General features: G+C 63.2%; 23 protein-coding genes and 6 tRNA genes. 17 read left to right on the top strand and 12 right to left on the bottom strand.

Going from position 1 to position 24,522, the window contains the following annotated elements; translation table 11 throughout:
* Positions 1-42 precede the first annotated feature (42 nt).
* The 4 genes from MOE34_RS08290 (at position 43) to MOE34_RS08275 (ending at position 1,215) form a co-directional block, all read left to right on the top strand.
* Positions 43-119, top strand: a tRNA-Pro gene (locus MOE34_RS08290).
* Between the two features lie 130 nt (positions 120-249).
* Positions 250-555: an ETC complex I subunit gene (locus tag MOE34_RS08285; RefSeq protein WP_242222780.1), complete on the top strand. Its 306-nt coding sequence runs from the start codon at positions 250-252 to the stop codon at positions 553-555.
* 9 nt (positions 556-564) lie between these two features.
* Positions 565-641: transfer RNA gene (locus MOE34_RS08280), tRNA-Arg, on the top strand.
* Between the two features lie 190 nt (positions 642-831).
* Entirely contained in the window at positions 832-1,215 is a 384-nt protein-coding gene (locus MOE34_RS08275; protein WP_242222778.1) for a hypothetical protein, read from the top strand.
* 172 nt (positions 1,216-1,387) lie between these two features.
* On the opposite strand, the gene MOE34_RS08270 is transcribed toward MOE34_RS08275, so the two are convergent.
* A complete protein-coding gene (locus MOE34_RS08270; protein ID WP_242222775.1) occupies positions 1,388-1,888 on the bottom strand; it encodes a DUF192 domain-containing protein in 501 nt (166 codons plus the stop codon).
* Positions 1,888-2,466 carry a cold-shock protein gene (locus tag MOE34_RS08265; RefSeq protein ID WP_242222773.1) on the bottom strand — a complete coding sequence of 193 codons (579 nt, stop codon included), beginning with the start codon at positions 2,464-2,466 and terminating at the stop codon, positions 1,888-1,890. Before MOE34_RS08265 ends, MOE34_RS08270 begins: the two co-directional genes overlap by 1 nt.
* Before the next feature lie 194 nt (positions 2,467-2,660).
* Between MOE34_RS08265 and MOE34_RS08260 the strand changes: the two genes are divergently transcribed.
* The 5 genes from MOE34_RS08260 (at position 2,661) to MOE34_RS08240 (ending at position 5,315) form a co-directional block, all read left to right on the top strand.
* The gene (locus MOE34_RS08260; RefSeq protein WP_242222771.1) at positions 2,661-3,101 is read left to right on the top strand and encodes a VOC family protein; all 441 of its coding nucleotides are present in this window, start codon (positions 2,661-2,663) and stop codon (positions 3,099-3,101) included.
* Positions 3,102-3,459: 358 nt separating this feature from the next.
* A complete protein-coding gene (locus tag MOE34_RS08255) occupies positions 3,460-4,680 on the top strand; it encodes a D-Ala-D-Ala carboxypeptidase family metallohydrolase (protein ID WP_242222769.1) in 1,221 nt (406 codons plus the stop codon).
* A 139-nt stretch (positions 4,681-4,819) separates the two neighbouring features.
* Positions 4,820-4,894: transfer RNA gene (locus tag MOE34_RS08250), tRNA-Glu, on the top strand.
* A gap of 131 nt (positions 4,895-5,025) precedes the next feature.
* A tRNA-Glu gene (locus MOE34_RS08245) sits at positions 5,026-5,100 on the top strand.
* 140 nt (positions 5,101-5,240) lie between these two features.
* A tRNA-Glu gene (locus MOE34_RS08240) sits at positions 5,241-5,315 on the top strand.
* Between the two features lie 35 nt (positions 5,316-5,350).
* On the opposite strand, the gene recJ is transcribed toward MOE34_RS08240, so the two are convergent.
* The 4 genes from recJ to MOE34_RS08220 all read right to left on the bottom strand — a co-directional run bounded on the left by recJ (position 5,351) and on the right by MOE34_RS08220 (position 10,364).
* A complete protein-coding gene (gene recJ / locus MOE34_RS08235; RefSeq protein WP_431522434.1) occupies positions 5,351-7,153 on the bottom strand; it encodes a single-stranded-DNA-specific exonuclease RecJ in 1,803 nt (600 codons plus the stop codon).
* A 99-nt stretch (positions 7,154-7,252) separates the two neighbouring features.
* Positions 7,253-8,575 carry a homoserine dehydrogenase gene (locus tag MOE34_RS08230; RefSeq protein ID WP_242222765.1) on the bottom strand — a complete coding sequence of 441 codons (1,323 nt, stop codon included), beginning with the start codon at positions 8,573-8,575 and terminating at the stop codon, positions 7,253-7,255.
* Between the two features lie 60 nt (positions 8,576-8,635).
* A complete protein-coding gene (locus MOE34_RS08225; RefSeq protein ID WP_242222763.1) occupies positions 8,636-9,853 on the bottom strand; it encodes an LL-diaminopimelate aminotransferase in 1,218 nt (405 codons plus the stop codon).
* A gap of 172 nt (positions 9,854-10,025) precedes the next feature.
* Complete coding sequence (locus MOE34_RS08220; RefSeq protein WP_242222761.1) at positions 10,026-10,364, bottom strand: SHOCT domain-containing protein; 339 nt, start codon at positions 10,362-10,364, stop codon at positions 10,026-10,028.
* A gap of 125 nt (positions 10,365-10,489) precedes the next feature.
* Here MOE34_RS08220 and MOE34_RS08215 point away from each other — a divergent pair, with 125 nt between their 5' ends.
* From MOE34_RS08215 to sthA, 5 genes are all read left to right on the top strand, one after another.
* On the top strand, positions 10,490-12,346 hold the full coding sequence (locus MOE34_RS08215) for a PHA/PHB synthase family protein (RefSeq protein WP_242222759.1): 1,857 nt from the start codon (positions 10,490-10,492) through the stop codon (positions 12,344-12,346).
* Between the two features lie 6 nt (positions 12,347-12,352).
* Positions 12,353-13,072: a DNA/RNA nuclease SfsA gene (sfsA, locus tag MOE34_RS08210; RefSeq protein ID WP_242222758.1), complete on the top strand. Its 720-nt coding sequence runs from the start codon at positions 12,353-12,355 to the stop codon at positions 13,070-13,072.
* A 31-nt stretch (positions 13,073-13,103) separates the two neighbouring features.
* On the top strand, positions 13,104-13,931 hold the full coding sequence (gene map / locus MOE34_RS08205) for a type I methionyl aminopeptidase (RefSeq protein ID WP_242222756.1): 828 nt from the start codon (positions 13,104-13,106) through the stop codon (positions 13,929-13,931).
* 7 nt (positions 13,932-13,938) lie between these two features.
* The gene (radC, locus tag MOE34_RS08200) at positions 13,939-14,769 is read left to right on the top strand and encodes a RadC family protein (RefSeq protein ID WP_242222754.1); all 831 of its coding nucleotides are present in this window, start codon (positions 13,939-13,941) and stop codon (positions 14,767-14,769) included.
* Between the two features lie 131 nt (positions 14,770-14,900).
* Positions 14,901-16,307, top strand: coding sequence for a Si-specific NAD(P)(+) transhydrogenase (sthA, locus tag MOE34_RS08195; protein WP_242222753.1), 1,407 nt, complete (start codon positions 14,901-14,903; stop codon positions 16,305-16,307).
* 88 nt (positions 16,308-16,395) lie between these two features.
* Here sthA and tig read toward each other — a convergent pair whose 3' ends face one another.
* The 4 genes from tig to MOE34_RS08175 all read right to left on the bottom strand — a co-directional run bounded on the left by tig (position 16,396) and on the right by MOE34_RS08175 (position 19,966).
* On the bottom strand, positions 16,396-17,871 hold the full coding sequence (gene tig, locus MOE34_RS08190) for a trigger factor (protein WP_242222751.1): 1,476 nt from the start codon (positions 17,869-17,871) through the stop codon (positions 16,396-16,398).
* A gap of 177 nt (positions 17,872-18,048) precedes the next feature.
* Positions 18,049-18,133 (bottom strand) — tRNA-Leu (locus MOE34_RS08185).
* Positions 18,134-18,268: 135 nt separating this feature from the next.
* Complete coding sequence (locus MOE34_RS08180; RefSeq protein ID WP_242222749.1) at positions 18,269-18,859, bottom strand: GDYXXLXY domain-containing protein; 591 nt, start codon at positions 18,857-18,859, stop codon at positions 18,269-18,271.
* Positions 18,860-18,862: 3 nt separating this feature from the next.
* Positions 18,863-19,966, bottom strand: a complete 1,104-nt coding sequence (locus MOE34_RS08175) for a DUF2157 domain-containing protein (RefSeq protein ID WP_242222748.1) — start codon at positions 19,964-19,966, stop codon at positions 18,863-18,865.
* Between the two features lie 932 nt (positions 19,967-20,898).
* Here MOE34_RS08175 and MOE34_RS08170 point away from each other — a divergent pair.
* The 3 genes from MOE34_RS08170 (at position 20,899) to trmFO (ending at position 23,099) form a co-directional block, all read left to right on the top strand.
* Positions 20,899-21,042, top strand: coding sequence for a DUF1127 domain-containing protein (locus tag MOE34_RS08170; RefSeq protein WP_242222746.1), 144 nt, complete (start codon positions 20,899-20,901; stop codon positions 21,040-21,042).
* A gap of 348 nt (positions 21,043-21,390) precedes the next feature.
* Positions 21,391-21,534 (top strand): DUF1127 domain-containing protein, encoded by a 144-nt coding sequence (locus MOE34_RS25585; RefSeq protein WP_431522420.1) that lies wholly within the window; start codon positions 21,391-21,393, stop codon positions 21,532-21,534.
* 155 nt (positions 21,535-21,689) lie between these two features.
* Complete coding sequence (trmFO, locus tag MOE34_RS08160; RefSeq protein WP_242222744.1) at positions 21,690-23,099, top strand: methylenetetrahydrofolate--tRNA-(uracil(54)-C(5))-methyltransferase (FADH(2)-oxidizing) TrmFO; 1,410 nt, start codon at positions 21,690-21,692, stop codon at positions 23,097-23,099.
* A 3-nt stretch (positions 23,100-23,102) separates the two neighbouring features.
* Here trmFO and MOE34_RS08155 read toward each other — a convergent pair whose 3' ends face one another.
* Together MOE34_RS08155 and MOE34_RS08150 are read right to left on the bottom strand one after the other, a co-directional pair.
* Positions 23,103-23,558 (bottom strand): hypothetical protein, encoded by a 456-nt coding sequence (locus MOE34_RS08155; protein WP_242222742.1) that lies wholly within the window; start codon positions 23,556-23,558, stop codon positions 23,103-23,105.
* Between the two features lie 100 nt (positions 23,559-23,658).
* Positions 23,659-24,513 carry a phytoene/squalene synthase family protein gene (locus MOE34_RS08150; RefSeq protein WP_242222740.1) on the bottom strand — a complete coding sequence of 285 codons (855 nt, stop codon included), beginning with the start codon at positions 24,511-24,513 and terminating at the stop codon, positions 23,659-23,661.
* Positions 24,514-24,522: the final 9 nt, after the last annotated feature.

The raw sequence follows: 24,522 nt of genomic DNA, 5'->3' as shown, positions 1-24,522 counted from the left end.
GACGGGAGCCGGATGCGTGTATCTCCCCATCGCCGGGACGGACGGAGTGTAGCGCAGTCTGGTAGCGCATCTGGTTTGGGACCAGAGGGTCGGGAGTTCGAATCTCTCCACTCCGACCACGTCCGGCGGGCGTCTCGATGCCGAATGTTCCTTCCAGTCATTCCCCCTTTACGGAATCTGGGTTATGCATTCCCGAACGCGCGCCGGCGGAACGGCGTGTCCGTATGCGAGAATTCTGGAGCCGCTTCGATGACCGCGAAGATCTATCGTCCCGCCAAGACAGCCATGCAGTCCGGCAAGGCCAAGACTCACCTCTGGGTGCTGGAGTTCGATGCCGAAAAGCCGCGGACGATCGATCCGATCATGGGCTACACCAGCTCGGGCGACATGTACCAGCAGGTGAAGCTGACCTTCGAAACGAGCGAGGAAGCGATTGCCTATGCGGAACGCAACGGTATCGAATACCGCCTGATCGAACCGAAGGAATCGACCCGCAAGCGCGTCGCCTACCCGGATAACTTCCGCTTCAACCGCATGCAGCCCTGGACCCACTAAGGTCCCTCCGGCCCCTTAGCTCAGCTGGATAGAGCATCTGCCTTCTAAGCAGAATGTCGCAGGTTCGAGCCCTGCAGGGGTCGCCATTTCCAACATGAGCATTGTTGCGCGTTTCCTTTGCATTGGTGGCGACGCATCCTGCAGATTTGCGCTACAAAGTTGCATTTTACGCGAAAGCAATTTTCACTTGCTTTTCACCCAGCCGGATGATTACATCCAATGGTAGAGCGATCCACGAACAAAACAATCTGACACCTAAGCCGCGACAGAAAAGACATGTCGAGGGCGATGGCGGCATCGCGCTATGGAACCAATGGGCTGGAGGAAACCACGATGCGTAAAGTATTACTGCTGTGCCTGTTTTCCGCAATCGGCGGCGCGGCATTCGCTCAAGACTCATGGCAGAACGATGTAAGCTGGGCCATGCAGGACACCGGCCCTGCCGATTGCGATGGCGCCTATGCGCAACTCGGCGTGGATGCCTGTCTTGGCAAAGGGAACCGCGCCTGCGTCATGGAGCACGCCGTAAAGGCTGCGGAAGAAGGGAAGTGCCAGCGCGCCTTTCGTCTCACCTCCATGACGCAATGCCATAACGGTGCGGCTCAGGCGCGACTGCTCGCCGCCGGCTTCAAAACGATCTGCGATTACATAAGAAACTAAAGGGTACGGGCGGGCGTTGTCCCGCCCAGCTAGTTCACGGCAACTACCTGGCATCACTTATAAAAGGAGGCCTGTTACCGGGCCTCTTTTCTTCCCGGGCAGAAGGCGAACGGTAGCGCCAATTCCGCAAGCGGTTCTCCCATCTTCCCAGAGCGGAGAAGATGAGCGCCTGTTATTGTCCCTTGCGCAGCGAATCCATCAGTTCATTCCGCACGCGGTTGCCGGCGCGGATGCCGAGACGTTTCGCGGTGCCGCCGTTCAGTTCCAACACATAATCGATCGGGCCGCCCGAATCGATGATCGCCTCGGAAAGCGGTTCGGCATTCTGCCTGATGGTGCGGATTTTGCCGTCCTTGCCGATGAAGAGCATGTCGAGCGGGATATAGGTGTTCTTCATCCACATATAGACCTGCCGCGTCTCGCCGAAGGCGAAGAGCATGCCGTGGTCATCGGCCATTTCGCGGCGGTTCATCAATCCCTGCTCGCGCTGGCGCGGTGTCACGGCGAGCTCCACCGTGAAGGTATGGCTCTTGCCGTCCTTCGTGACAATGGTCAGCGGCTGGCTGTCGAATTTTTCGCCGGCCGCAGCGTTGAACGACAGGCAAAGAAAAAGCGCCAGGACGGCGCTTGCCAGACGGGCGAAGCCGAAGGGGCGTGCGAAAGCCGCTGACATCAGTGCGCCCTGTTTCCGGCGACCGGCATGTCCGGGTGGATTTCCGCGGCCATCAGGCCCTTGTCGCCGTCGCCGAAACGCACCAGCACGACCTGGCCGGGGCGCAGCTCCGTAAGGCCGAAGCGACGCAGCGTCTCCATATGGATGAAGATATCTTCCGTGCCCTCGCCGCGCGTCAGGAAGCCGAAACCCTTGGTCCGGTTGAACCACTTGACGAGAACGCGCTCCAGCCCGCTCGACGGCGTAACCTGCACATGCGTCTTGACCGGCGGAAGCTGCGAGGGATGAATGGCCGTCGTCTGGTCCATGGAAAGGATGCGGAACGCCTGGTAGCCGCGGTCGCGCTTCTGGATGAGGGCGACGACGCGCGTGCCTTCCAGAACCGTCTGGTAGCCGTCGCGGCGCAGGCACGTCACATGCAGGAGAACGTCCTGCATGCCGTTGTCCGGCACGATGAAGCCGAAGCCCTTGGCGACGTCGAACCACTTGATGACGCCGGTGATCTCAATCAGATCGACAGCGTCGTTGCCCTGGTCATCACGCATCGTGATTTCCTTTGAAGACACCCTGTCCACCATGACCTGCCAGCCCCTCGTTTACGCGTCACATGAGTTACGGTTAACTGATTCTTGATAATCAGAATAACATTGTCCCGATGCGAATGCGCAAGCCCCTTTGAAAGTTTTGCCGATCGCATTGGTAGGCCGCAAGGCTTGCCTGAAGCTGACAAAACCCTAACCTTCCGGGCGATTCCCTTTCAGAGGATTTTCCAATGCGTTATCTTCATACGATGGTCCGCGTCAAAGATGTCGACCAGTCCCTTCATTTCTACTGCACGCTTTTCGGCCTTCAGGAAGTCCGCCGCCACGAGAACGAGAACGGCCGTTTCACGCTGATCTTCCTCGCCGCGCCCGAGGACGTCGCGGCAGCGCGCGACAAGGCCGCCCCCTGCCTGGAACTCACCTATAACTGGGACAGCGAGGATTATACCGGCGGGCGCAATTTTGGCCACCTCGCCTATGAGGTCGACGATATATATGCGTTCTGCCGCAAGCTGATGGACGGCGGTGTCACGATCAATCGCCCGCCGCGCGACGGCCACATGGCCTTCGTGCGCTCGCCGGACGGCATTTCCATCGAAATCCTGCAGAAGGGCGAACGCCTTGCACCGGCCGAGCCGTGGGTCTCGATGGGCAATACGGGCGCCTGGTAAACGGCCGGGACGCAAGCTCCGGGTAAAGCTTGCGTCCTATACCCTCCGTCACAAACCATTGTTTCGCCGTATTTGACCGGGATTTTCTTGCGATTCCGGTCGTTCGCCAGCGTGAGGGGGCGTTTGGCCGTTTTTGGGCCGGATTGCTTCCCGTTCTGCGTTTCACGGCTTCAGCGCTTCGGCCTTTACACCCTTGGCCGAAACGGTAACATCGCGGCAACCGCAGCCTGGCCCGTCCGGCTTTCTCGATTGCGGTTGCGACTGTTTGAAGAAATGGCCCGACGGCGGCAAGACCGGGGGCACGAACGTCGAAAGCGGGGGAAAGCCTTTGCAGGACATGCAAGGAAAGCGGCCGGTCTTGAAAACGCTGCGGTATGGATTGCTGCTGGCCGTTTCGGTCGCCACACTCTCGGGCTGCGTTTCCGCAGTCTCCAGCGATATGCGCGCGGACATGACGCCCGCGCAGGAAGAAGAGACCGTGGCCGAAGGCGGCGCGGCGGAGACCACGACGCCTGTCGTCGCCGGCGCATCGACGCAGGCTTCCGGCGTCGCCGCAGATGCAACGGCCGATCAGCAGCAGGCGGGCGGCGAAGCCGCGCGCGACATGGCCGGTGCGATCATGCAGCCGGCGGCACTCAATGCCGGTCAGGCCAGTATCTATTCCAACGGCGGACAGGTCAGCCCGGCGGGCTCGGCCTATGCAGGCCAGACCGCCGGCACGAACGCCGCCGTAAACAGCCTCTATGCCGGGACAGCCCAGCAGGGCACCGACCAGACCGGCCGCCTGCCCGTCGAGGACATGCCGCCGGTCGGCGCAACGGGCCAGCAGGTCGCGACCTTCGAGGACGGCCAGGCCGTCGTGTTGCCGGCGAATATTCCTATCCCCAAGACGGCCCGCACCGCGCTTGTGGAAGAGCCGGCGGCAGGCAACGCCGCCGACCGGGCGCTCGCCATGCCGGCGACGGCCGATGCGCTGCCGGACGGTTCCCTCTTCGCCGACAAGAGCGGACAGGCGGAACAGTTCGACGGTCAGCGATTCTCCGGAACGGCGCGCCGCACGCTCAACCGTAACAGCGCCGGCGCCATGCAGACGGCCTCACTCGGCACCCTGCCCGGCGTTAAAGGCGCCAACGCCCTTTTCTCCACCGACACCAACGATCACTCCGAAGCCGAAGAGGTCGAGGATGGTACGCCGCAGTTCAAGGAAGTGGCCTCGCTCGCCGGTCTCGCACGCCTAGCGCCGAACGGCCTTTGGCTGCAGACCGAGAAGGTGAAGACGGGCTGCTTCAAGCCGGAGCTGCTGCAGGTGCTGAAGACGATCGAGAAGCACTACGACAAGCCGATCATCGTCACCTCAGGCCTGCGCGACATCAAGGTGAACCGCGCCAAGCAATCGCTGCACACGCGCTGCGAGGCGGCCGATATCCAGATCGCGGGCGTCACCAAATGGGAGCTGGCGGAATATCTGCGCAGCATGCCCGGACGTGGCGGCGTCGGCACTTATTGCCATACCGAATCCGTGCATATCGACGTCGGCCCGGAGCGCGACTGGAACTGGCGCTGCCGCCGGCGCAAATGACGGTAGATGCCAAGCCATTGCGATCGATGGTTTTTTCGCCATCCAGAGCCGCCTTCGGGCGGCTTTCCATTTTTTTGCCGCAACGGCTTTTTCCCGCTTGCGCATTAAAAAGCGCCCTTCTATAAGACGCCCACCGCACGCGCCCTTCGTCTATCGGTTAGGACGCCAGATTTTCATTCTGGAAAGAGGGGTTCGACTCCCCTAGGGCGTGCCACGGTTCCCTCCCCTGAAACAAGCCGTTTTATCTGTCTGAACCATCCGTGCGCGCTGTTGAAAAAGTTGCGCGGAACATGATTTTCCGTCTTGCGCATCCGCCGCGTCCCGACTAGAAGACGCCCACCGCACGCGCCCTTCGTCTATCGGTTAGGACGCCAGATTTTCATTCTGGAAAGAGGGGTTCGACTCCCCTAGGGCGTGCCACCCTCTCCCTTCGCAAACCCTTGAACCGTGCCTCCGCAACGCGCGCAGCCATATGCTTGCGCCAGCGAAAAAAACTGAAAATTCCTGCATTTAGGGACTTGCGCGAATCCGCGCTCCCGACTAGAAAACGCCCACCGCACGCGCCCTTCGTCTATCGGTTAGGACGCCAGATTTTCATTCTGGAAAGAGGGGTTCGACTCCCCTAGGGCGTGCCACCTTCCCTCCCCGAATTTCGACAGTCCAGCGCGCTTCAGAACGCTTTCGCTGCGTCGATGATGCGGAACTGGATACGCTGGTTTCCCTGCCAGCTATCGGCCGAGAGCGTGCCGGCCAGATGCACGGTCTGACCACGCTCCTTCATCAGGAAAAGCCCGAGATCGGCCTCCGCCGCGCGGAAGGCCATGGCGTCGAGCCGGCCGCCATCCGGGCCTTCGAGGCCGACACGCAGATGGTTCACGCCGACAGGCCGCACATCGCGAACGCGGTGTGCCGGCAGCGCGAAGATGGGCTGCGGATGGCCGGAGCCGTAGGGACCGGCCTGTTCGAGTTGATCGGCGAGCGCCAGCGTCGCGCCCGAGGCGCTGAGCGCGCCGTCGATCTTCAGGGTTTCCGTCGCCACCAGATTCGGCACGGTGCGCTGCGTACGCTCCTCGAAGAAGCTGCGCAGGCGGCCGAGCTTTTCCCGCTCCACCGTCAGGCCCGCCGCCATGGCGTGGCCACCGCCCTTGACGAGGATGCCCTCCTCCACCGCCGCACGGACCATGCGCCCAAGGTCGAAACCGCTGATCGAGCGGCCGGAACCGGTGCCCTTGCCGGAAGGGTCGAAAGCGATGGCGAAGGCCGGGCGGCGAAAACGGTCCTTCAGCCGCGAGGCGAGCAGCCCGACGACTCCCGGATGCCAGCCCTCACGGGCCGTCAGGATCACCGAGGCGTTGTCGCCCGTTCCGTATTCGGCCTGCGCTTCGGCCTCGGCTTCCGCCAGCATGGCGGCCTCCATGGCTTGCCGCTCGCGATTCAGCTCGTCGAGTTGTTTCGCTATGCGTTCGGCCTCACCCGGCTCGTCAATGGTCAGCAGGCGGCTACCGAGCGCCGCGTCCCCGATGCGCCCGCCGGCATTGATGCGCGGGCCGACGAGGAAGCCGAGATGATAGGGCGTCACCGGCCCGCCGATACCCGCCTGCTTCAGCAGCGCCGTCAGGCCCGCATTGCCGAGATGGCGCGCGGCGACGAGGCCCTTGACCACATAGGCGCGGTTCAGCCCCTTCAGCGGAACGACGTCGCAGACCGTGGACAGCGCCACAAGGTCGAGCATGGAGAGAAGGTCGAAGCTCGTAGCCCGTGCATCGCCGCGCTGGCGCAGAAGCCGCTGCAGCGCCACCAGCACGAGGAAGACGACACCGGCGGCGGACAGGTGCCCCTGTCCCGACAGGTCGTCCTCGCGGTTCGGATTGACCAGCGCCGCGGCCGGCGGCAGCTCCTCACCGACCTGATGGTGATCGATGACGATGACATCGATGCCCCGCTCCTTCGCGACGGCGAGCGATTCGTGGCTCGTGGAACCGCAATCGACCGTCACGATCAGTTGTGCACCCCGGTCGATGAGCTGGCCGATGGCGTTGGGGTTCGGGCCGTAGCCCTCGAAAATACGGTCGGGGATATAGATTTCCGCCGGCACGCCGAAATGCGTCAGGAAACGATAGAGCAAGGCGGAGGACGACGCCCCGTCGACATCGTAGTCGCCGAAGATCGCCACCCGCTCGCGCCGCTCGATGGCGCGCGCCAGCCGCTCCGTCGCCGCCTCGCAATCCACCAGGCTGTAGGGTTCCGGCATCAGCCGGCGCAACGTCGGATCGAGGAATTCCAGTGCGCCCTCGAAAGCAACGCCCCGCCCCGAAAGCACGCGGGAGATGAGGTCCGGCAGGCCATGGGTCTGGCTCATCGCCAGCGCGCGGTTCTCCCCCACCTGGTCGAGCCTCGCCACCCAGCGCTGCCCGGTCGCCGAGCGCTCGACGCCGAGAAAGGCCCGGCTGACGGGATCTGCGTTTTCCAACATGCTCATGGCGGCGTTCCTGCTTGGCCTAAAAGACCAGTGCCCGCGCTCCGGCGCAAGGGCGGAGGCGGGCACTGGATGGTTTACGGTGACAAGCGAAAATCAAGCCGCCTTCGGCCGCTCGATGCGGATCACCTGCGGTTCGCCGACGAGGTAGCCTTCGCTCTTGATGGAAGCGACGGCCTTGCGGACGGAATCCTCCATCGTCGCATGGGTGACGAGGATGATCGTTTTCGGATCGGTCGATTCGGCCGTGGACTGCGCGCGCTGCACGATGGATTCCAGCGAGATGCCGTTCTCCGCCATGTGCCTGGCGATGCTGGCGAAGACGCCCGTGCGGTCCTCCACCGAAAGGCGGATGAAATAGCCGCCGTGATGCTTGCGGATCTGCGCGCGCTTGTAGGGCGCAAGCGCCGCGGCCGGGCGGCCGAGGACCGGAACGGTCTGTGCGCCCGGACGGCTCTTGGCGATGTCGGCGATGTCGCCGAGCACGGCGGAGGCCGTGGCATTGCCGCCGGCGCCGGGGCCGACCATCAGGAGTTCGCCCAGAATGTCCGATTCGACGGCGACCGCATTCGTCACGCCGTCCACCTGCGCGATGACGCTGTCGAGCGGCACCATGGTCGGGTGAACGCGCTGTTCGACGCCCGTATCGGTCTTCTGCGCCACGCCGAGCAGCTTGATGCGGTAGCCGAGATCGGCGGCGGCGCGGATGTCGTCGATGGAGATGTTGGTGATGCCTTCGAGATAGATGTCGTCGGCCGCGATCTTCGTACCGAAGGCAAGCGTCGTCAGGATCGAAAGCTTGTGCGCCGTATCGTTGCCCTCGATATCGAAGGCCGGGTCGGCTTCGGCATAACCGAGGCGCTGGGCTTCCTTCAGGCAGGCCTCGAAGGACAGCCCCTCCTTCTCCATCTTGGTGAGGATGTAGTTGCAGGTGCCGTTCATGATGCCATAGACGCGGGAAATCGTGTTGCCCGTCAGGGATTCACGCAGCGCCTTGATGACCGGGATGCCACCAGCAACCGCCGCCTCGTAGTTGAGGATGCAGCCGTGCTTTTCGGCAATGCCGGCAAGCTCGACGCCGTGGGCGGCAAGCAGCGCCTTGTTGGCCGTCACGACATGGACGCCGCGCGACAGCGCCGCCTTAACGGCGGAATAGGCCGGGTCGCCCGACCCACCCATCAATTCCACGAAGACGTCGATCTTCGCATTTCCGGCGAGCGAAACCGCATCGTCGAACCATTCGGCCGCGGACAGATCGACGCCGCGATCGCGACCCTTCGTGCGCGCCGTGACGGCGACGATCTCGATCGGCCGGCCGCACGTCGTCTGAAGCATGTCCCTGCGTTCGACGAGAATCTTCGCGAGCGAGGCACCAACGGTCCCCAAGCCCGCAATGCCGATCTTCAGGGCATCAGCCATGGTCATGTCCTATGCGTTTTTGGAAAAGCCCTCCGCTGGAAGCGCGGAGGGCGGATTTCATTAGCGATGGGCGTTCAGCGAGATGACGTTGTGCATCGTCTCGTCGGCCGTGGAAAGGAACTTCTTGATATTGCGCGCAGCCTGGCGGATGCGGTGCTCGTTCTCGACCAGCGCGAGGCGGACGTAATCGTCGCCGAGCTCTCCGAAGCCAACGCCCGGGGCGACGGCGACATCCGCCTTCTCGACGAGCAGCTTGGAGAATTCCAGCGAGCCGAGATGGCGGAACTTTTCCGGGATCTTCGCCCAGGCGAACATGGTTGCGGCCGGCGGCGGCACTTCGAAACCGGCCTTGCCGAAGCTCTCGACCATCACGTCGCGGCGGCGCTTGTAGACATTGCGCACTTCTGCGATGTCCGAACCATCGCCGTTCAGCGCATGGGTCGCGGCCACCTGGATCGGCGTGAAGGCGCCGTAGTCGAGATAGGACTTCACGCGCGTCAGGGCGGCGATCAGACGCTCGTTGCCGACGGCAAAGCCCATGCGCCAGCCGGGCATGGAAAAGGTTTTCGACATGGAGGTGAACTCCACCGTCACGTCCATGGCGCCCGGCACTTCCAGCACGGACGGCGGCGGCGTGTCGTCGAAGTAGATTTCCGAATAGGCAAGGTCGGAAAGCACGATGATGTCGTGCTTCTTCGCAAAGGCGATGACGTCCTTGTAGAAATCGAGCGTGGCAACCTGCGCCGTCGGGTTCGACGGATAGTTCAGAATCAGCGCCAGCGGCTTCGGGATCGAGTGGCGCACGGCGCGCTCGAGCGGCGGGAAGAAGGTCTCGTCCGGCTCCACCGGAATGGAACGGATGACGCCGCCGGTCATCAGGAAGCCGAAGGCGTGGATCGGATAGGTCGGGTTCGGGCAGAGGATGACGTCGCCCGGCGCGGTGATGGCCTGCGCCATGTTGGCGAAGCCTTCCTTGGAGCCGAGGGTCGCGACGACCTGCGTCTCCGGGTTCAGCTTCACGCCGAAGCGGCGGGCGTAATAGGCGGCTTGCGCGCGGCGGAGGCCGGGAATGCCCTTGGACGAGGAATAGCGGTGCGTGCGCGGGTCCTGGACCACTTCGCACAGCTTGTCGACAATGGCTTTCGGCGTCGGCAGGTCGGGGTTGCCCATGCCAAGGTCGATGATGTCGGCGCCGCCCGCTCGCGCGCTTGCTTTCAAACGGTTGACCTGTTCGAAAACATACGGCGGCAGACGCCGGACCTTGTGAAACTCTTCCATCTCTAACCCCGTTGGGCGCGGAGCCCTCCGGCAGTCCGGCCGGACGACGAAACTCCACGCGATTCAAATGACCGGATAAGGGCGAAAGCGTTCAAAATGAAGGCGCTCCGCCCGCGCCGGCGGCCAAATGGCCGTCTTCCGCTTTGCTGCCAAACGGCAAGAAACGCAAGCGCTATTTCGTGCCTTCGATCTCGGCAAGCGCGGCCTTGCCGTGGTTGTCGCGCAGCGCCTGCAATTCGGCAAGCTGGCGACGGTACTCGGCGTCGGAAATCGTACCCGACTTGCGGCGGCTTGCAAGCGCCGAGAGACGCGAACCGTAATCGGCGACTTCCTCGTCACTCATCTGCTTCGTCTCGGCGCTCACGATCGCGGTGATATCCGGATAGGTGTCCGCGCGGTTGGCGCCGGCATTGACCGTGGCGGGCGCTTCGGAAGAGGCGCAGGAAACGAGGGCCGCCGACGTTGCGGCCATGAGAAGAACGGCGCTCAAGCGCCTGATTTCGAACGCCATGTGGCTGTATGCTCCTGTCGAAACCACCGGTTCCGGATATTGCGGCGAAAGGCTGTCAGGCCCTTGTAATCTGTTTCGAACAGAATGTAAAAATACAAACGTAACAATAAAATCGGGAGGGAACGATGTCCGAGGAACGCAAGGCGAAGGAACGCGTTGCAGCCGGGGACAAGCCCGGTTTTCAGCCCTTCGATCCCGCCGCCATCGAGCCCTATATCGTCAAGGATCCCGAGGCGCTGACAGTCAATTTCGCCCGCACCGTCGAACAGCTCGGCAAGGCCGCGTCTGCATGGCTCGCGCCCCGCGAGAGCGGCGAGAAGGTCGATACCGTCGCCGAGCCGATGGTCGACATGGTCAAGACCCTCTCCAAAGTGTCGGAATACTGGCTTGCCGACCCGCGCCGCACACTTGAGGCGCAGACCATGCTGCTCGGCAGCTATTTCAACATCTGGTCGCGCACGCTGAACAGGCTTGGCGGCCAGGAGAGCGACCAGACACCCGACCCGCACGCCAAAGACAAGCGTTTCGCGGACGAAGACTGGGTGAAGAACCCGTTCTTCGACTTCCTGCGGCAGGCTTATTTCGTAACCTCCGACTGGGCGGAAAAGCTGGTCGCCGACGCCGACGGCCTCGACGAGCACACCCGCCACAAGGCAGGCTTCTATGTGAAGCAGATCGCGAGCGCGATTTCGCCGACCAACTTCGTCACCACCAACCCGCAGCTCTACCGCGAGACGGTCGCCTCGAACGGCGAGAACCTCGTGCGTGGCATGAAGATGCTCGCCGAGGACATCGCCGCCGGCAAGGGCGACCTCAAGATGCGCCAGACGGACACCAGCAAGTTTGCCATCGGCGAGAACATGGCGATGACGCCGGGCAAGGTGCTGGCGCAGAGCGATGTCTGCCAGGTGATCCAGTACGACGCCACGACGGACAAGGTGCTGAAGCGCCCTCTCCTCATCTGCCCGCCATGGATCAACAAGTTCTACATCCTCGACCTCAACCCCGCGAAATCCTTCATCAAATGGGCGGTCGATCAAGGCCATACGGTCTTCGTCATCTCCTGGGTGAACCCGGACGAGCGGCATGCGGACAAGGATTGGGAATCCTATGCCCGCGAGGGCATCGGCTTCGCGCTTGATACGATCAAACAGGCAACGGGCGAGGAAGAGGTGAACGCCATCGGCTACTGTGTCGGCGGCACGCTGCTGTCCGCCACGCTCGCCCTGCACGGACAGGAAGGCGACAAGCGCATCCGCACCGCCACGCTCTTCACCACCCAGGTCGATTTCACCCATGCAGGCGATCTCAAGGTCTTTGCCGACGAGGACCAGATCGGTGTCATCGAAAGGGGCATGAAGGCGACCGGCTATCTCGACGGCTCCAAGATGGCGACCGCCTTCAACATGCTGCGCGCCTCGGAACTGATCTGGCCCTATTTCGTCAACAACTACCTGAAGGGCCAGGAACCTATGCCCTTCGACCTGCTCTACTGGAATTCAGATTCCACGCGAATGCCTGCCGCCAACCATTCGTTTTATCTGAGGAATTGTTATCTTAATAACACCCTCTCCAAGGGCGAGATGGTGCTGGCCGGCAAAAAGCTTTCGCTGAAGGACGTGAAGATACCGATCTACAATCTCGCCACCAAGGAGGACCATATCGCGCCGGCGAAATCGGTCTTCGTCGGCAGCAAGTCCTTCGGTGGCAAGGTCACCTATGTCATGGCCGGCTCCGGCCATATCGCCGGCGTCGTCAACCCGCCCGACAAGATGAAGTACCAGTACTGGACCGGCGGCCCGGTGAAGGGCGAGTTCGAGGACTGGGTGAAGAAGGCGGAGGAAACGCCCGGCTCCTGGTGGCCGCACTGGCACGAATGGATTAAGGCCGAGGACGACCGCATGGTGCCGGCCCGCAAGACCGGCGGGAAGATGAACTCCATTGAAGAAGCTCCCGGCTCCTATGTGCGCGTGCGTGCCTGACGCTCCATGAAGTTCGATCCGCCGCTGGTTTCCGGCACCCTCGTGCAGCGCTACAAGCGTTTCCTTTTCGACGCCATCCTTGATGACGGGACGGCGATCACCGGTTCCTGCCCCAATACCGGCTCCATGCGCGGCCTCACTGCACCCGGCTCGCGCGTCTGGATGTCGGAGAGCGACAGCCCGACGCGCAAGCACCGCCATCGCCTCGAACTCGTGGAAACGGACGACACCGTCGTCGGTATCAATACGGGCCTGCCGAATCGGCTGGCGGAGGAAGCGATCCTTGCCGGCCTCGTTGCCGATCTCGGCACCTATCCGGTGCTGGAGCGGGAGAAGAAATACGGCCGCAACTCGCGCATCGACATCCTCCTGTCCGGCGATACCCGCCCGCAGGCTTATGTCGAGGTGAAGAACGTGCATTTCCGCCGCACGCCGGGCCTTGCCGAATTTCCCGATACGGTGACGGCGCGCGGCGCAAAGCATCTGGAGGAGCTGGGCGACATGGCCGAGGCCGGCTTCCGCGCCATCATGCTCTATCTCATCCAGCGCGAGGACTGCGACACCTTCCGCATCTGCGCCGATCTCGACCCCTTCTATGCCAGCGGCTTCCGGCGCGCGCTTTCGCGTGGCGTCGAGGCCTATGCGGTCAAATGTGCCGTTACTTCGGAGCAAATCCGGCCTGTGGCGTCGATCGCCATGGACGAACCCGGTGTCGCTGATTTATGACGGTCTTTCAAAGACGAGTGAAAGTTCGACCATGGTGACCTATATCGACGCGACCTCCGCGCCGCTCAAGAACACGGGCGTGATCCGCCTCTACGACGCGGACGCCTTCGCCGGCATGCGCAAGGCCTGCCAGCTCACGGCCCGCTGCCTCGATGAGCTTTACCCGCTGGTCAAGCCGGGCGTCGCCACCGATGTCATCGACCGCTTCGTCTTCGAGTTCGGCATGGATCACGGCGCACTCCCCGCGACGCTGAACTATCGCGGCTACACCAAATCGAGCTGCACCTCGATCAACCACGTCGTCTGCCACGGCATCCCAAACGACAAGCCGCTGCGCGAGGGCGATGTCGTCAATATCGACGTCACCTTCATCCTCGACGGCTGGCACGGCGATTCGAGCCGCATGTATCCGGTCGGAGAGATCAAGCGCGCCGCCGAGCGCCTGCTGGAAGTCACTCATGAATGCCTGATGCGCGGCATCGCCGCCGTAAGGCCCGGCGCACGCACCGGCGCCATCGGCGAGGCCATCCAGACCTATGCGGAAGCGGAACGCTGCTCGGTGGTACGCGACTTCTGCGGTCACGGCGTCGGCCGGCTCTTCCACGATGCGCCGAACATCCTGCATTACGGCCGCGCCAATGAAGGGCCGGAAATGAAGGAAGGCATGATCTTCACCATCGAGCCGATGATCAATCTCGGACGCCCCCATGTGAAAGTGCTTTCGGACGGCTGGACGGCGGTCACGCGCGACCGCTCGCTTTCCGCCCAGTACGAGCACACCGTCGGCGTCACGACCGATGGTTGCGAGATATTCACCCTGTCGCCCGGCGGCCTCGACCGCCCCGGCCTTCCCGCATAGGCCGCCCATGACGGGATCGCGCGGACGCACCGGCATTCCTTCCCTCTCCGAGGTGGAGGACGCCGTGCCGCCCGCTGACGATCTCTTCGACGGTGGCGACGAGCGCGGCCATTTCTTCGAGCGACCGGCCCGCGCCACCCCGGCAAAGCCCGTGCCGCAGGCGGACGACAAACACTATCACGGCCATCGCGAGCGCCTGCGCACCCGCTTCCGCGACAACGGCGACACCGCCCTCGCCGACTACGAAATCCTCGAACTCCTCCTCTTCCGCCTCATTCCACGTCGCGACACCAAGCCGGTGGCAAAGGCGCTGCTCGACCGATTCGGCACGCTTTCCGGCGTCTTCGGCGCGACGCCCGCCTTGCTGCAGGAGGTCAAGGGCATTGGCGAGGCCGTGGCGCTCGATCTCAAGCTCATCTCCGCCGTCGCCCAGCGCACGCTGAAGAGCGAGATCCGCAACAAGACCGTGCTCGCCTCGTGGTCCTCCGTCATCCAGTATTGCCATGCCGCCATGGCGCACGAGCCGCGCGAGCAGTTCCGCATCCTCTTCCTCGACAAGCGCAACGCGCTGATCGCCGACGAGGTGCAGGGCCGCGGCACGGTCGATCACACGCCGGTCTATCCGCGCGAGGTGGTGCGGCGCGCGCTGGAACTTTCCGCCACCGCCATCATTCTCGTCCATAACCACCCCTCCGGTGACCCGACCCCGTCGCGGGCGGACATAGACATGACGAAGACGATCGTGGAAACCGCCCGTCCGCTTGGTATCACTGTCCATGACCACATCATCATCGGCAAGGACGGGCACGCCAGTCTCAAAGGACTGAGACTTATGTGAAATTCCAAAGCCGGGGGCGGGCTTTCATCCGTTTGAAACGGTTTCCCGCCATATTCGGTCGACGAAAATTGCTCGGTGAAGACGTTTGCCGCGTGGCAACGGCCTTCCCGCAAAGACTGGGGCAATCTCACATGCAGGAATATGATCTCGTCGTCGTGGGCAGCGGCCCCGCAGGCCGCCGGGGCGCCATCCAGGCAGCCAAGCTCGGGCGCAAGGTTCTCGTCATCGAACAGGGCAAGCGCGTCGGTGGCGTCTCGGTGCATACCGGCACCATTCCCTCCAAGACGTTGCGCGAAACGGCGCTCAACCTTTCCGGCTGGCGTGAGCGCGGCTTCTACGGCCGCGCCTACCGCGTGAAGCAGGAAATCAGCGCCGACGACCTGCGCCGCCGCCTGCTCATCACGCTCGATCATGAGGTGGAGGTGCTGGAGCATCAGTTCGCCCGCAACCGCGTACAGCACATCCGGGGCAAGGCACGGTTCGTCGCCGCCGATACGCTCGAAATCGTCAAGGACGACGGCGAAACCATCCATGTGCAGGCCAAGAGCATCATGCTCGCCGTCGGCACGAAGCCCTACCGGCCGGAGAGCATTCCGTTCGACGGCGCCAGCATCCTCGATAGCGATGAACTGCTCGACATCAAGGAACTGCCGCGCTCCATGGCCGTTATCGGCGCGGGCGTCATCGGCATCGAATATGCGACGATCTTCTCCGCGCTCGATACGCAGGTCACGGTCATCGATCCCAAGCCGACCATCCTCGACTTCATCGACCGCGAGATCGTCGAGGAATTCATCCACGACCTGCGCGACCGCAACATGAAGCTCATCCTCGGCCAGAAGGCCGACAAGGTGGAGAAGCTCGAAAACGGGAAGTGCGAGATCACGCTGGACAACGGCCGCCATGTCACCTGCGACATGGTGCTCTATGCCGCCGGCCGCGTCGGCGCGACGGACAGCCTGAACCTTGCCGCCGCCGGCCTTACCGCCGATTCGCGCGGCCGCCTCAGCGTCAACCCGGAAACCTTCCAGACCGAGGTGCCGCATATCTATGCCGCCGGCGACGTCGTCGGCTTCCCCAGCCTTGCCTCCACCTCCATGGAACAGGGCCGCATCGCCGCCCGCGTCGCCGTTGGGGCGATCGCCAAGGAGCCGCCGAAATACTTCCCCTACGGCATCTATGCGGTACCGGAAATCTCGACCTGCGGCCTCACCGAAGAGGAAGTCAAGGAGCGCGGCATTCCCTATGAATGCGGCATGGCGCGTTTCCGCGAGACGTCGCGCGGCCACATCATGGGCCTCAATTCCGGCCTCCTGAAGATGATCTTCTCGCTGAAGACGCGCCGTCTGCTCGGCGTGCATATCGTCGGCGAAGGCGCGACCGAGCTGGTGCATATCGGCCAGGCCGTGCTGAACCTGAAGGGCACCGTCGAATATTTCGTCGAAAACACCTTCAACTACCCGACGCTCGCCGAAGCCTACAAGATCGCCGGCCTCGACGCCTGGAACCGCATGGGTGACCTCTCGCAGCAGGAGTGACGGCGCTCCGGCGCTTCACCCATCGCAACGCTCAAATGCAAAAAGGCCGCCCGAGGGCGGCCTTTTCGTTTGTGATTGCAAGAGCCGATTACTCGGCGTCGCCTTCAGCGGCCTTCTTCTTGGCCGGGGCCTTCTTCTTCGGAGCGGCATCTTCGCCTTCCGCAGCTTCGGCCTTGGCGGCAGCCTTCTTCTTCGGCGCGGCCTTCTTGGCGTCCTTGTCGGAGCCTTCTTCGTCGTCAGCCATCAGCTCGTCCTTGGAAACGGACTTGTCCGTTACCTTGATCTCGCCGAGCAGGTGATCGACGACCTTCTCTTCGAAGATCGGTGCGCGGAGCGAAGCGGCTGCGCCCGGGGTCTTCTGGAAGTATTCGAGGATCTGCTTTTCCTGGCCCGGGAACTGGCGGAGCTGCTGGAAGAGCGACTGCTGCATCTCTTCGTCCGTTACCTGGACGCCGGCCTTTTCGCCGATTTCTGAGAGAACGAGGCCGAGGCGAACGCGGCGTTCGGCCAGCTTGCGGTATTCTTCGCGAGCGGCTTCTTCGGTCGTGTCTTCGTCAGCGAAGGTCTTGCCCGACTGTGCGAGGTCCGTGTTGATCTGACGCCAGATGTTTTCGAACTCGGCGTCGACCAGGCGCGAAGGCGTGTCGAACTTGTACATCTCGTCGAGCTGGTCGAGGATCTGACGCTTGACCTTCTGGCGGGTGACCGAGCCGTACTGGCTTTCGATCTGGCCGCGGACGATTTCGCGCAGCTTGTCGGCCGATTCGAGGCCGAGCTTGGAAGCGAGGTCGTCGTTGATCTCGATGTCGGCAGCGGCAGCGACTTCCTTGACGTTGATGTCGAAGGTGGCTTCCTTGCCGGCAAGGTTTGCGGCCGGGTAGTCAGCCGGGAAGGTAACGGTGATGACCTTCTCGTCGCCAGCCTTCAGGCCGACGAGCTGCTCTTCGAAGCCCGGGATGAAGCGGTTGGAGCCGAGGACGAGTTCTGCGTCTTCGTCCTTGCCGCCGTCGAAGGCGACGCCGTCGACCTTGCCGAGATAGTCGATGGTAACGCGGTCGCCGTCGGCGGCCTTGCCCTTCTTCGTCTCGTAGGAACGGGCGCTTTCGGCGATCTTCAGGATCTGGTCGTCGACTTCCTTGGCGTCGACGTCAACGACTTCGCGCGTGACGGCGATGCCGGAATTGTCCTTCAGCGCGATGGCCGGAATGACTTCGTAAGACAGGGTGAATTCGAAATCTGCCTCGCCGGCGAGGATCTTTTCCGCTTCGGCCTGGTCTTCGGTCATGCCGACTTCCGGCTGCGTGGCGGACTTTTCGCCGCGCTCGGAGAGAATCGCGGACGGACGGTCGCGGACGATTTCGTTGACGAGTTCGGCCATGACGGACTTGCCGTACATCTTCTTGAGATGTGCGAACGGCACCTTGCCCGGACGGAAGCCGTTGATGCGGACACGGCCCTTCACGTCTTCAAGACGCTCGTTCATCTGAGCTTCCATGTCCTTGGCCGGGATGACGACCTTGATTTCGCGCTTCAGCCCTTCAGCGAGCGTTTCGATAACCTGCATGTTCAAACCTTCATTTCGAGTTGGCGGTGCTCAAACCGGCCTTCCGGTTATGGCGAGCACCCCGCCGGTCCATTTGCCGGCTGTGGCTTTACTGAATTCGATGGCCTTTTGGCAAGCAAAATGGCGCTCTCATGCTCCACACGGCGCGGAAACCTCCGTTTCCGTGTCCGGTGGCTCTGGTGCGGGTAGAGAGACTTGAACTCCCACGCCTTGCGGCACCAGAACCTAAATCTGGCGTGTCTACCAATTTCACCATACCCGCGCCTCGAGAAACCGCCGTGCCACGAGCGGGCCGATGCCGCTGCTCATGACGCCTTCCGAGCGCGGCGTCTCTATATCATCCGTTTTCGGTGGATCAAAGGAAAAATGCGGGGGGATCGAGCGCGTCGATCCCGCTTCAATAGAGCGGTTCTTCGTAGATCGGCTCGCCCTTGAGAATCAGCCGGGCGATCTGCGCGGTGCCGTCCCTCGACACCCGGGCCTCGACTTCCAGCTCTTCCTGGTTCCGGGCGTCCTCCAGCGCCTTGCCATCGCCTTCCGGCACATAATAGCGCTCGATACCGTATTGCACGAAGAGCGTATCGGGCATGCCGCCGTCGGCCCCGGTGTAATAATCGAAGGGAAGCGTGCGCAGCACGACGCTGCCCTCCTGCGCCGGCAGGGTGGCGAAGCTTGCCTCGGTCGCCGCCCAAAGCCCGTCCGCGCCCGGCTTCAGGCGCACGAAAAGGCGCGTCCATGCACCGCCTTTCGGCCCCTCTCCAGTCACGATGGATTTCGGAATCGTCGAGATCGGGTAGGACAGGATCACATAGTCGCCGCGCAGAAGGTCCCGCGGATCGACGGGCTGCGTCTTCAGCCGGATGTCCGCGCCGCTGCGCAGGATGGAGGCGCGGCCTTCAACCATATAGCCGATGACGGCCGTCTGGAGCGCGGCCGCGACGACGGCGGCAACGAGCGGCGGAACGCGGAAGAAACGGGATTCGGTCATGGCTCAGGCCTCCACCTTCGCTTCGGCATTGGAAAGGCGCCGCTCCAGCGCGATCACCGCCCAGGCGATCAGCGCCACCACGAGGCCCGCGACGAGGAAGAAACCGGAAGTGCCAATGATCGAGCCGATGGTTTCCGAGGCAAGATACAGCGTTTCGGCGGCAAAGGCGGCATAGCCGAGATAACGCACCGCGCCGTTCTCCTTGCCGGAAAGCGCAATGCCGGCAATAGCCGCGCCCAGCGTGACGATGCCGACGAAAAGCCGGTCCGCCACGCCGTTGAATTCGGCATGCAGCACGAGAAGGCCGAGGAGCAGCACGAGATAGGAATAGAAGGCCGGCGCTGCGCCGGCGCTACGCGCAAGCGCGTGGAGCGGCGATTGCGGCACGGCGGCGAGAAGATAGGCGACCGCGCCAAAAGCGGCGATGGCAATCGCGGTGCCGGGCGTTTCGTTCTCGCCATATATATAGGCGAGCCAGGCGACGAGCAGCAGATAGGCGAGATGGCGCACCCGGTCGGCCCCGCTGTAGCGCACCAGCAGGATGACAATGACAGCCATCAGCGGCATCAACCAGAGCAGCACCGTTTCGTCGGCACTATAGGACTGCGTCCAGTGCGCGCCCGCGACGACGAAGGCGAGAAAGCCGGCAATCGCGGCGACCGCGCCGGAGCGGAAGAGCGCCGCGGCCACGACTGCGCCCGCGAACCAGACGAGCATCGCCTGGAACGTATCGCCGGAGAGATGGTACATCTGCCCCACCAGCGCGATCGCGCCGCCGAAGGCGAGCGTGCCGAGCATCAGGAAGGCAGCGGCCAGCCGCTCGGCGCCCCGCGCGATCAGGAGGCCGCCGGCAAGGTACGCCCCCCAGATCAGCGCGAGGACGCCGACAAGCCGGACGATGCGGGGAATGACATCCCAGTTCGCCGCGACGAGCAGAAGCATCGCCGCCGCGACAAGAAGCGCGGCGATCATCATCAGCACGCGGCCGACGCTGAAGGCGCTTTCGCGGCTGTCGTATTCCCTGAGCAGGCGGCCGGCCGTTTCCACATCGATAAGGCCCTGCGTCGCCCAGAGTTTGAGATCGCGTTCCAGCCTGCCCCTGTACATCCGTTCCCGCTCCACATTCGCACAGACCGACTCCGGCCCTGTCAACACGGACGATATAGGGGCACAGGAAATTCGCAATCTCGGCAAAAATCGCGAAATCGGCATGTCTTCACCGAAATATGCGCAAAACTGCCGCCAAGACCGATCAGGATTAACGGAGAATAAAGAAATCCATGGCAGATTTGGCAATAACGGAGCCGAATGGCCTTCCCGTTCAGGGCATGCAAGGGGCGCATATCATCCATTCCCATATTGCACTGCACAAAATCGGGGCCGCGGCTATACTGCAGACATCGGATCAGAGATGATCCACCGGAATTCGGAGCGACGCACTCCTCCTCCCAGCGTCCCTCCGATACGATTGGCAACACTCCTCCTCCCAGTTGCCAATCACCAATATGACGCCCGCTGGACCTCCTCCCCCAGCGGGCGTTATTGTTTTCCCCAGGCGCCAATTCCAATATTTTTCATCCGCTTGGCAACCAGGCCCACATATGCGGACGACGCATGGGTGCCATTCCGACCGGACGCTGGCGTGCGTCGGCGGCCAGCGCTACAGGACAGCCATCGATCGGGCGACGCACTCCTCCTCCCAGCGTTCCCCGAACAGGATTGGCAGCCCCTCCTCCTCCTCCTCCCAAGCTGCCAATCGATATCAGCAACGCCCGCCGGATTTCCTCCCCCGGCGGGCGTTCGCTTTTCGGGGCCTTCCCAACCTCAATGCATAACTGGCCTTAACCTTTGTGACAAAAGCGCGAATTTTGGCCAGATTCTTGCCAAAATTTCCGCTTGACATGCGAATTACGCATAGGTGCCGTGCCATTCCAGCGCTGTTCATTTTTGCACTGCAGCGTATATTCCAAATCAACAGATCGGGGCGGCGCCAAAGACGAGCGGCCGCCCAGCAGGAAGCCCAAGAAAGGGGTAAAGACATGAACCTGGCACGCTCTTTCAACAACTGGCGCAAGTACCGTCAGACCGTCAGCGAACTCGGCCGCATGACGGACCGTGAACTTCGCGACCTCGGCATCGGCCGCAGCGATATCCCGTATATCGCCCGCAAGGCTTCCAACTAAGCCGACCAGATCCTTCCGGATCCCAATTCGAACGTCCTTCGGTTCCCGCCGGAGGGCGTTTTCGTTTGCGCGTCTTTTTGCGGCGCACAATGTCGCAAACAATCATATGCGACAAGATGGAGCAGCCTGAAACTTCGGCAGAACATATGGCTATCCAGCTGAAAACGCCTGTTTTTCAGCCTGTTGCGACTGCATGTGATGCATCTGCATCATCGCCGGGCGTCTTATTGCACAAATGCATAGCAGCTCCATTCTCTTTGCACTGCACATTGACAAGGCTATCGCCTATATAGGCGTCACGAGCCGGTGAGACAGACCTCCCGGCCAAACACTTCGAGGAAGACGATCATGAACCCGATCCGCATTGCAAAGAACTGGATGTCCTACCGCCGCACCATGAACGAGCTCGGCAACCTGTCGAACCACACGCTCTCGGACATCGGCCTGACCCGTTACGACATCCGCGACATCGCTTCGCGCTCGTTCCGCTAAGACATCGCTGGTTTCCGCCGCTGCGGCCGGAAACGGCGACGCGCGAGGAACACTTCAAACGGCACCGCATGGTGCCGTTTTTGATTCCGGGACCATGAAGAGGCGCGGAGCGCTTTTCCTTGGAATGCGCCGGCCGCCATGGTAACGAACCGCCCATGACAAAGACCTCCTCCCTCAGCCCCATCCACGTCATCGGCGGCGGCCTTGCCGGTTCAGAAGCAGCCTGGCAGATCGCCGAAGCCGGCGTTCCCGTCGTCCTGCATGAAATGCGCGGCGTGCGCGGCACGGATGCCCACAAGACGGACGGCCTTGCCGAACTCGTCTGCTCCAACTCCTTCCGCTCGGACGACGCCACCAGCAACGCGGTCGGCGTGCTGCATGCGGAGATGCGGCTTGCCGGGTCGCTGATCATGCGCTCGGCCGACGCCAACCAGGTGCCTGCCGGCGGCGCGCTCGCCGTCGACCGCGACGGCTTCTCCATCGCCGTCACCGCCGCGCTGGAAAGCCATCCGCTGATCACCATCCAGCGCGAGGAAGTGACGGGCCTGCCGCCGGAGGACTGGGATCAGGCGATCATCGCCACCGGCCCCCTCACCGCCCCCTCGCTTGCCGAAGCGATCCAGGCACGCACCGGCGCCGATTCGCTCGCCTTCTTCGACGCCATCGCGCCGATCGTCCACACGCAGAGCATCGACATGGATATCTGCTGGTATCAGTCGCGCTACGACAAGGTCGGCCCCGGCGGCACGGGCAAGGATTACATCAACTGCCCGATGGACGAGGCGCAGTACAACGCCTTCATCGACGCGCTGATCGCGGGCGACACGACCGGGTTCAAGGAATGGGAAGGCACGCCCTATTTCGACGGGTGCCTGCCGATCGAGGTGATGGCCGAGCGCGGCCGCGAGACGCTGCGCCACGGCCCGATGAAGCCCATGGGCCTCACCAACGCGCATAACCCGACGGTCAAGCCCTATGCGGTCGTCCAGCTCCGGCAGGACAATGCGCTCGGCACGCTCTACAACATGGTCGGCTTCCAGACGAAGCTGAAATACGGCGCGCAGGCGGAGATCTTCCGCCTCATCCCCGGCCTCGAGAATGCGGAATTCGCCCGCCTCGGCGGCCTCCACCGCAATACCTATATCAACTCGCCAACCCTGCTCGACCGCTCGCTGACGCTCAAGGGCCGGCCGGGCCTGCGTTTCGCCGGGCAGATCACCGGCTGCGAGGGCTATGTCGAAAGCGCCAGCATCGGTCTTCTGGCCGGCCGTTTCGCCGCTGCCGAGCGGCGCGGCGAAACGCCGTCGCTGCCGCCCGAGACCACCGCCTTCGGCGCGCTGCTGAACCACATCACCGGCGGCCATATCGTTTCCGACGACGAGCCGGGCAAGCGTTCCTTCCAGCCGATGAATGTCAATTTCGGCCTGTTCCCCCCACTGGAACCGGGCACGGTGACGAAGCCGGAGGGCGTGAAGCGCTTTCGCGGCAAGGACAAGGCGCTCGCCAAGAAGCACGCGACCGCCGCGCGGGCGCTGGAAGACTGCGCCCGCTGGCTCGGGCGCTGAGCCTCAGCCCGGCTGGCCGGATATCTGCGGATTCTGGCCGGCAAGGCCCGGCATGAAGCTGCCGAGCAGCCAGAGCGAGACCTCGGCCGCCTGCTTCTCGTCCCTGAACTCGAACGTGCCGCCCTCGAAGGCGGCATTGGCGAAGCGCACCTCGAGCCGCTTCGGGCCGGCGCTGGAAACGCGCACCGTGCCGGGCTCGATAAGGTGGCAGGCATAGTGATGGCCGTGGGCGTGCATGCAGCCCGCCTTGCCATCGTGCAGTCGCAGGAAGACCGTACGGCCGTTCGCCGTCGTGATCACGGCGCGGATCGCTTCTCCCGGGAAAGCCCGGCCGAATTCAAGGATCGCCAGTCCCGCATCCTCGCCCAGTGTCTCCGCCGCCTCGTGCCGCTTGCGGAAACTCTGACGGAAGATCAGGCCCGCCAGCAACAGGCAGGCAATGGTGATGGTCCAGAGCATCTCGGCACTCCTTGGCGAAAACGTCCCGTCGCTGTAGCGGACAAGGCTTGCGCCAGTTTGGCGTCCCGTCAAGAACTTTGGCCGCGCAGCGCAGTCCTGCTCAGAACGGGCTGCCGCGAAGCGCGCGCCACATCCACCATTGCCGCCGCCATTGCGACGGCTGCAGGGAGCGTTCGAGCGCATCCGCGCCGGCCTTTTCCGCCGCGCTGAGGACATGCGGCACAAGGGCGACCGGCAGGAAGGCCGGGCGATTGGCCACCGAAATGCCGTTGGCGGCACGCGCCTTGGCCAGATGCTCGCGGCCGAGGCCGGCGAAAGCCTCGACGGCGCGCGCCGCGGCGGCCTTGTCGCTGCCACCGAGGAGGGCTTCCGGCGTCAGGCCCGTGGCGGCCATGAGATCGGCCGGCAGATACACCTGCCCCCGCCGGCGGTGGATCGGCAGCATCAGCAGGGTTCCGGCCACCGTCTGCGCCACGCCGGCATGGCCGGCGGCAACGGCCGACTGCGGCGCATTCTGCGGATCGAGGATGAGGCTTGCGAGCTGGATGAGCGCCGAGGCCGTCTCGCCGGCATAGCCCTCCAGCGCGGAGCGGCTTTCCATGGGGTCGTTATAGACGTCGAAGATGCGCGCCTCGATCATGTCCGTCAGCACGGCGACGGGAAGGCGGTGCTCCTCCACGCAGGCGAGCAGGCCCGCCGCGAGCGGGTTGGCCATGGCGTCGCCATCGGCGGAGCCTTCCAGAAGGTCACGCCACCATTGCAGGCGGATTTCACCCGGCAGCGCCTCGCGCACCAGATCGCGCACCCGCGCGATCTCGGCATTGAAGGCATAAAGCGCCGCCAGCGCGCCACGCTTTTCAACCGGCGCCAGCAGGCAGGCCAGATAGCGATCACGATCGGTGTCGCGAAGCACTGCAAGGCAGTGCGCGTAATTTTCCTGTTCCTTGCCCGTCACGTCCGTAAT

This window comes from Shinella zoogloeoides (assembly GCF_022682305.1).
Classification (GTDB): domain Bacteria; phylum Pseudomonadota; class Alphaproteobacteria; order Rhizobiales; family Rhizobiaceae; genus Shinella; species Shinella zoogloeoides_B.
Note: the sequence above shows the minus strand (reverse complement) of the source record. Positions and strands in the feature narration are given on the sequence as shown.

Excerpts from the sequence above, each read along its gene's own strand:
- MOE34_RS08285 (WP_242222780.1), top strand. The coding sequence starts at position 250 with ATGACCGCGAAGATCTATCGTCCCGCCAAGACAGCCATGCAGTCCGGC.
- MOE34_RS08275 (WP_242222778.1), top strand. The coding sequence starts at position 832 with ATGTCGAGGGCGATGGCGGCATCGCGCTATGGAACCAATGGGCTGGAG.
- MOE34_RS08270 (WP_242222775.1), bottom strand. The coding sequence starts at position 1,888 with ATGTCAGCGGCTTTCGCACGCCCCTTCGGCTTCGCCCGTCTGGCAAGC.
- MOE34_RS08265 (WP_242222773.1), bottom strand. The coding sequence starts at position 2,466 with ATGGTGGACAGGGTGTCTTCAAAGGAAATCACGATGCGTGATGACCAG.
- MOE34_RS08260 (WP_242222771.1), top strand. The coding sequence starts at position 2,661 with ATGCGTTATCTTCATACGATGGTCCGCGTCAAAGATGTCGACCAGTCC.
- recJ (WP_431522434.1), bottom strand. The coding sequence starts at position 7,153 with ATGTTGGAAAACGCAGATCCCGTCAGCCGGGCCTTTCTCGGCGTCGAG.
- MOE34_RS08230 (WP_242222765.1), bottom strand. The coding sequence starts at position 8,575 with ATGGCTGATGCCCTGAAGATCGGCATTGCGGGCTTGGGGACCGTTGGT.
- MOE34_RS08225 (WP_242222763.1), bottom strand. The coding sequence starts at position 9,853 with ATGGAAGAGTTTCACAAGGTCCGGCGTCTGCCGCCGTATGTTTTCGAA.
- MOE34_RS08220 (WP_242222761.1), bottom strand. The coding sequence starts at position 10,364 with ATGGCGTTCGAAATCAGGCGCTTGAGCGCCGTTCTTCTCATGGCCGCA.
- MOE34_RS08215 (WP_242222759.1), top strand. The coding sequence starts at position 10,490 with ATGTCCGAGGAACGCAAGGCGAAGGAACGCGTTGCAGCCGGGGACAAG.
- sfsA (WP_242222758.1), top strand. The coding sequence starts at position 12,353 with ATGAAGTTCGATCCGCCGCTGGTTTCCGGCACCCTCGTGCAGCGCTAC.
- map (WP_242222756.1), top strand. The coding sequence starts at position 13,104 with ATGGTGACCTATATCGACGCGACCTCCGCGCCGCTCAAGAACACGGGC.
- radC (WP_242222754.1), top strand. The coding sequence starts at position 13,939 with ATGACGGGATCGCGCGGACGCACCGGCATTCCTTCCCTCTCCGAGGTG.
- sthA (WP_242222753.1), top strand. The coding sequence starts at position 14,901 with ATGCAGGAATATGATCTCGTCGTCGTGGGCAGCGGCCCCGCAGGCCGC.
- tig (WP_242222751.1), bottom strand. The coding sequence starts at position 17,871 with ATGCAGGTTATCGAAACGCTCGCTGAAGGGCTGAAGCGCGAAATCAAG.
- MOE34_RS08180 (WP_242222749.1), bottom strand. The coding sequence starts at position 18,859 with ATGACCGAATCCCGTTTCTTCCGCGTTCCGCCGCTCGTTGCCGCCGTC.
- MOE34_RS08175 (WP_242222748.1), bottom strand. The coding sequence starts at position 19,966 with ATGTACAGGGGCAGGCTGGAACGCGATCTCAAACTCTGGGCGACGCAG.
- MOE34_RS08170 (WP_242222746.1), top strand. The coding sequence starts at position 20,899 with ATGAACCTGGCACGCTCTTTCAACAACTGGCGCAAGTACCGTCAGACC.
- MOE34_RS25585 (WP_431522420.1), top strand. The coding sequence starts at position 21,391 with ATGAACCCGATCCGCATTGCAAAGAACTGGATGTCCTACCGCCGCACC.
- trmFO (WP_242222744.1), top strand. The coding sequence starts at position 21,690 with ATGACAAAGACCTCCTCCCTCAGCCCCATCCACGTCATCGGCGGCGGC.
- MOE34_RS08155 (WP_242222742.1), bottom strand. The coding sequence starts at position 23,558 with ATGCTCTGGACCATCACCATTGCCTGCCTGTTGCTGGCGGGCCTGATC.